This is a genomic window from Streptomyces sp. NPDC046203, from assembly GCF_040646255.1.
Taxonomy (GTDB): domain Bacteria; phylum Actinomycetota; class Actinomycetes; order Streptomycetales; family Streptomycetaceae; genus Streptomyces.
The window spans coordinates 22738-28737 of sequence record NZ_JBEYZX010000062.1; the positions used below are offsets into that span (position 1 = coordinate 22738).

The following is a 6000-nucleotide window of genomic DNA, read 5'->3' on the forward strand; positions in this document are numbered from 1 at the left end:
ACTCGTACTCGTGCGGTCCGTACCGCTCGCGTCGTCGTCCTCGGCCCCGTCGTCGTCGCCGCGGTCCGGCAGGTCCGGCATATGCCTCGCCGAGGCCGCCGAGGCCGCCGGGGCGGCCCTCCAGGGAGCCGCGGTCGCGCCGGTCGCGCCGGCCGGTCCGGCATATGCCGCCGTTGCCAGGATCCCCGCCACCACGATCCGTGCCGTGCCCGTCGCCAGAGCGCGGGCGAGGACGGGCGCGAAGCCGCGCGCGCGAGGGTGTGGTGCTCCTGGAGCCACGGAGGTCCTTCTCCCGTCCGTGTAGCCGAGTCGGTGGACTCAGCGTCACATGACGGGAGGAACCGGGCATCCTGGACGGGTCCGACTGGTGGCCCGTACCGGCGGCCCCGGCCGCCGGCCGGCCGTTACCGCTACTGCGCGGGGTTGCCGGTGGACACCTCAAGGGTGAACGACGCGTCGTCCTCGGAGATCTCCGTGCCCTGGCGCGGGTACTGCGTGATGACCGTGCCCTGCCCGTAGGTGTTCTCGTCGTACGAGGTCTCGGCCTTGATCTTCCACCCGGCGGCCTGGAGACAGTCCTTCACCGACTGGATGTTCTTGTAGGTGAGGTCCGGCACCACGATCTTGTCCGGGTCCGAGCCCGACTCGCTCGGATCGGTGCACTTCTGGGTGCTGATGGTCTTGGTGAGGTCCGGGCCCCGGTGGCCGGGCGCGGTGCCGGTGGTCCGGTTCGGGTCGGCGGCCGCGGGGTCCGCGGTGTCCCTGTTCTTCAGGAGCGTGATGCCCGTGATCACACCGGCGACGACCAGCAGGGCGATCACCCCGAGCGCGATCTTGTTCGTCCCGTTCCGCCCGCCGCCCGTCGGGCCGGGGTTCTGCCCCATGCCGTACGGAGCGGGCGCGGGGGCCGGCGGCGGCGCCTGGTAGACGGGCGCGGGCGCCGGGGTCTGGTACGCCGGAGCCGGGCCGGGCTGCGGGTAGCCGTACGGCGCGGGGCCGGGCGCCGGGGTCTGCGCCCCGTAGGGGCCGGGCTGCGGGGTGTGCGGCATATGCGGCGCGTACGGCGCCTGCACTCCGTGCGTGGCCGGCGGCGGGGTCTGGCCGATCGGCGGGAAGACCGCCGAACCGACGCCCGCGCCGCTGCTGACCGGGCCGCCCGCGACGATCACCGGCGCGCCGGTCTGCCCGGCGCCGAGCACCCGCAGGCACTCGTCGCGCATGGCGGTGGCGCTGGGGAAGCGCTCGTTCGGGTTCTTCTTCAGGGCGCGGGCCACCAGCGCGTCCATCGCCGGAGTCACCGAGCGGTTGACGGAGGAGGGCGGGACCGGCTCCTCCTGCACGTGCGCGTAGGCGATGGCGAGCGGCGAGTCGGCGTCGAACGGCAGCCGGCCGGTCAGCAGCTGGAACAGCATGATGCCGACCGAGTAGAGGTCGGAGCGGGCGTCCACGGCCCGGCCCAGGGCCTGCTCGGGGGAGAGGTACTGCGGGGTGCCGACCACCATGCCGGTCTGGGTCATCGAGGTGACGCCGGACTGCATGGCGCGGGCGATGCCGAAGTCCATGACCTTGACGACGCCGCGCTTGGTCGTCATCACGTTGCCCGGCTTGATGTCCCGGTGCACCAGGCCCATCTCGTGGCTGACGTCGAGGGCCGCGAGCACGTCGGCGGTCACCTGGAGGGCCTTGTCCGCCGGCATCGCGCCGTACCGCTGGACGTCCGCGGCGAGCACCGAGCCGAGCGGCTGCCCCTCCACGTACTCCATGACGATGTACGGCATGACGGCGCCGTCGAGGGTGTCCTCGCCGGTGTCGAAGACCGAGACGATGTTGGTGTGCGACAGCTTGGCGACGGCCTGCGCCTCACGGCGGAAACGTTCGCGGAAGGACTGCTCGCGGCCGAGTTCGGTGTGCAGGGTCTTGATCGCGACCTGGCGGTCGAGGGCGCTGTCGTACGCCAGGTACACCGACGCCATGCCGCCTTCGCCGAGCAGGTCGCGCAGCTGATAGCGGCCACCCGCGACCGAACCGCCCGCATAGCGGCCCTGTGCGCCGTCCTGGCTCATCTGTAGCTTCCCCCTACGCGCGCGTGGCGGCGCTGATCCCGGAATTTCCTGGCCAAGTCTGCCCGAGGGCGGTGTCACGTCAAGCTCGGCACCGGCCCGGTGCCCGCTTCGGTACGGGTTCGGTGCCGGTTCCGGCCCCGAACCGTGACCCTGCGTGGGGCGGCCCCCGGCGAAGGGTGACCGCCGGGCGGGGGAGCGTGAAGGAGCGCGAGAGGAAGCGCGAGAGGAGCGGAAGACGGAGAAGGGGCAGGCGCTTGGCGTGGGGACGCCAGGGAATTTGCACAGGCGTACGTTCGGCTGGTGGGATGGCCGGTCCAGCGCGGACCGTGAGGGTGTGCGGAGCCTGTAGCGTGACGACTGGACACGGCACGACAGACGACCGACGGCGAGGACTGATGGCATCCGAATCCGGAGCAGGCGGCGGTGTGCCGGACGCGGCGGTCGAGTCCTTTGGCCTCGGCGGAGTCGTCGGCGACGGCCGTTACCGGCTGACCCACCGGCTGGGCCGGGGCGGCATGGCCGAGGTGTTCGCGGCGGAGGACGTACGGCTCGGCCGTACCGTCGCCGTGAAGCTGCTGCGTCCCGACCTCGCCGAGGACCCCGTCTCCAAGGCCCGCTTCACGCGCGAGGCGCAGTCGGTCGCGGGCCTCAACCACCACGCCATCGTCGCCGTGTACGACTCGGGCGAGGACGTCGTCGGCAACCAGTCGGTGCCGTACATCGTCATGGAGCTGGTCGAGGGCCGCACCATCCGCGACCTGCTGATCAGCGCCGAGGCGCCCGGTCCCGAGCAGGCCCTGATCATCGTCTCCGGTGTCCTGGAGGCGCTGGCCTACTCCCACCAGCACGGCATCGTGCACCGGGACATCAAGCCGGCCAACGTGATCATCACCCACGCCGGTGCCGTCAAGGTCATGGACTTCGGCATCGCCCGCGCCCTGCACGGCGCGCAGTCGACGATGACCCAGACCGGCATGGTCATGGGCACGCCGCAGTACCTCTCCCCGGAGCAGGCGCTCGGCAAGGCCGTCGACCACCGCTCCGACCTGTACGCGACGGGCTGCCTGCTCTACGAACTGCTCGCGCTGCGGCCCCCGTTCACCGGCGAGACCCCGCTGTCGGTGGTCTACCAGCACGTCCAGGACATGCCGATCCCGCCGTCCGAGGTCGCCCACGGGGCGCCGCCGGAGCTGGACGGGCTGGCCATGCGCGCCCTCGCCAAGGACCCGGACGACCGGTTCCAGAGCGCCGAAGAGATGCGCGGCATGGTCCAGTACGGCATCTCGATGCTCCAGGACCGCGGCGGCCACACGGGCATGTGGAACACCGGCCCGGTCATGGGCCACGAGCCCGCGCACACCCCGGTCGGCGGCGTCGCCGCGACGACCGCGATGGCCCACCCGATGCACCACGACACCGCGCAGGGCCCGATCCTGCCGCCGATGAACCCGGACGACGGCGCGGCCGGCGGCTATCTGCCGGCCGGTGGCTATGGCCCGCAGGGCGGCCAGGACCGCCGGGGCGGCCGAGGCAAGGTGGCGCTGTTCGTGGCGCTCGCGCTGATCGCGATCGTCGCGGGCATCGTGTACGCCATGCCGTCCGATCCCCCGTCCACGGGCGACACCAAGACGCCCACCAGCACCGAGAAGCCGACTCCCTCCGACGATCAGTCGGCGGAGCCCTCGGACGAGCCGTCGACCGACTCGCAGAACTCCGGCGGCTCCTCGTCGACCGGCGGCGGCCAGGGAAGCTGGCAGAAGCCGACCTACCGGCCGTCGCACGAGCCGACGACCACGCCGGAGACCCAGGATCCGACGGAGCCGCCGACGTCCTCGACGGACGGGGGCACGGGCTCCAGCGAGGGTTCCGACGAGGGTTCCTCGGAGGGCACCGGCGACGGCGGTTCGAGCGGTACCTCGAATGGCACGTCGAGCGGCACCTCGGCGGGTACGGGCACTACGGGCGGCGGTACGTCGGCCGGTTCCGGCGCCGCGGGCGGGACCTCGGCGGGTGCCGGGGGCGCCGCGGCCGGTACGTCGGCGGGTCCGGGTGCTCCGGGCGGCGCCGCTGCGGGCGCGGGCGGTCCGGCCGGCGCCACTCCGTAGTCCACCACCCTGGACCGCTGGTTCGACGGGCCGCTGGTTAGACGGACCGCCGTCCGCCGGGCCGCCGGTTCGCGAATGCGTCGATCCGGGCGGTCCACCAGCCGGTACGAACGGTCCGCCTGTCGGAACGTCAGTCCGTGAACGCGTCGCGTACCGCCGCGTACTCGCGCGTCCACCACACCACCAGGGCCGACACCGCCGGGAACAGCGGGTCGGCCCTTCGGTCGTGCAGCTGGTAGCGCCAGCGCAGGGTCCAGAAGTCGTTGAGCCGCTCCCACCAGACCCGGTCGACCGCTACGGCCAGCTCCGCGCCGCTCGCACCGGTCGCCCGCCGGTACGCCCGCGCGTAGGCCCGTACCTCGGCCAGCGCCAGTTCCCCCGTCGGCCGTACGAAGAAGATCGCGGCGGCCCGGACGGCCTCCTCGGCGCGTGGGCGGACGTCCAGCCGGTCCCAGTCCACGATCGCGGCGGGTTCGGTGCCCCGGTAGAGCAGATTGAGCGGGTGGAAGTCGCCGTGCACCCAGCCGGGCGGGGCGGGGACCGAAGGGCGCCGGTGGGCGTGGGCGGCGAGCAGCGCCCGGCGCTCCTGGAGCCGGTGCCGGGCCAGTTCGTCGAAGCCGTCGCGCGCGGGGCGGGCGGCGACGAGCCGGAGCAGCTCGTCGATCAGCGCGAAGGTGTCCTCCGGCCGGGCGCTCTCGGCTCCCGGTCCGGAGCCGGGCCCCGGGTCCGCTCCCGGCGGGGCCGGGACCGGCGGGTCCATGACCTGTTCCAGGGCGGTGTGGACGTGTCCGAGCAGGGTGCCAAGGCGCCGTGAACCGGCGGTGCCCAACTGCGCGCCGTCGCGGTGCCGGCCGTCGATCCAGGGATGCAGGGCGTAGCAGTGGCCGCCGAGGACGGCGACGGTACGGCCGGCGGCGTCGGGCAGCGGCGGCGCGACCGGCAGCCCGAGGGCGTGCAGCCGGCGGGTGGCCCGGTGCTGGCGGGCGATGGTGTCCCGGTCGGCGGTGAGGGTGTCGAGGTGCTGCTTGAGGAAGTAGGGGCCGCGGGTGGTGGCCAGCCGGTAGCCGCGGTTGAGCAGCCCCTGGGCGACCGGCTCGCAGGACAGCGGTTCGCCCGCGTCCGCGTAACGGCGCAGCAGGGCGCCGACGGGCGGGGCCGGAGGGGCGGCCGAGGGAACCGAGGAGCGCGGCACCCCGAAAATGCTAGTGCTCTGTGCGGTCGGCCCGTCGTTCGTCGGAGCCGTCATCGTGGTCGTCGTTCGCGGAGGTGTCCGGCCCGGTCGCCGCGTGCGGGTAGTCGATGGTGTGCAGTGTGACGAACTGCGGGTCGATCCGCAGGTAGACCGGGTCGTAGGGCTCGCCGTCCACGGTGTCCGGCATCGTGCCGAAGGCCGCCAGGTGCTCCGCCGTCGGCTCGACGGTCCGGGCGGTGCCGGTGAACTGTACGGACCACAGCTCCTCGGGGCCCACGGTGAGGTTGTCCGCCCCGTACGCGACGACGCTGCCGTTGCACGCCCGGTGGTAGCCGAGTCCCCGGTGCATACGGATGAGGACGCATCCGTCGGTCACGATGTGGCGGGCGGGCGCGACGAACGGCATCGCCCGCATGCTCGTGGCCACTCTCCCGTACGACACGCGGCGCAGCAGCTCGATGGCGCGGATCTCCTCCGCGGACATGGGGTCGGTGGACATGGGGTCCACTCTCGGACACCGGCGTCTTGTCGGGAAAGGGGCCCCTGCCCCGGATGGTCGGGGACATAGGTCCCGAAATCCGGGCCGGTCCTGCCCCAGCGGACCGCTCGCGCCGGGCACCTCGGTGACCTGTACGGCCGT

Annotated in this window: 4 protein-coding genes; 1 reads left to right on the plus strand and 3 read right to left on the minus strand. The window is 73.2% G+C overall.

Going from position 1 to position 6000, the window contains the following annotated elements:
- Positions 1-410 precede the first annotated feature (410 nt).
- Positions 411-2063: a protein kinase gene (locus ABZ990_RS28805; protein ID WP_361237734.1), complete on the minus strand. Its 1653-nt coding sequence runs from the start codon at positions 2061-2063 to the stop codon at positions 411-413.
- A 395-nt stretch (positions 2064-2458) separates the two neighbouring features.
- On the opposite strand from ABZ990_RS28805, the gene ABZ990_RS28810 reads away from it, so the two are divergent.
- The gene (locus tag ABZ990_RS28810) at positions 2459-4168 is read left to right on the plus strand and encodes a protein kinase (RefSeq protein ID WP_361237737.1); all 1710 of its coding nucleotides are present in this window, start codon (positions 2459-2461) and stop codon (positions 4166-4168) included.
- 130 nt (positions 4169-4298) lie between these two features.
- Here ABZ990_RS28810 and ABZ990_RS28815 read toward each other — a convergent pair whose 3' ends face one another.
- Both ABZ990_RS28815 and ABZ990_RS28820 read right to left on the minus strand, forming a co-directional pair.
- A complete protein-coding gene (locus ABZ990_RS28815; RefSeq protein WP_361237740.1) occupies positions 4299-5360 on the minus strand; it encodes a phosphotransferase in 1062 nt (353 codons plus the stop codon).
- A 10-nt stretch (positions 5361-5370) separates the two neighbouring features.
- Entirely contained in the window at positions 5371-5844 is a 474-nt protein-coding gene (locus tag ABZ990_RS28820) for a pyridoxamine 5'-phosphate oxidase family protein (protein WP_361237752.1), read from the minus strand.
- Between the last annotated feature and the right edge of the window lie 156 nt (positions 5845-6000).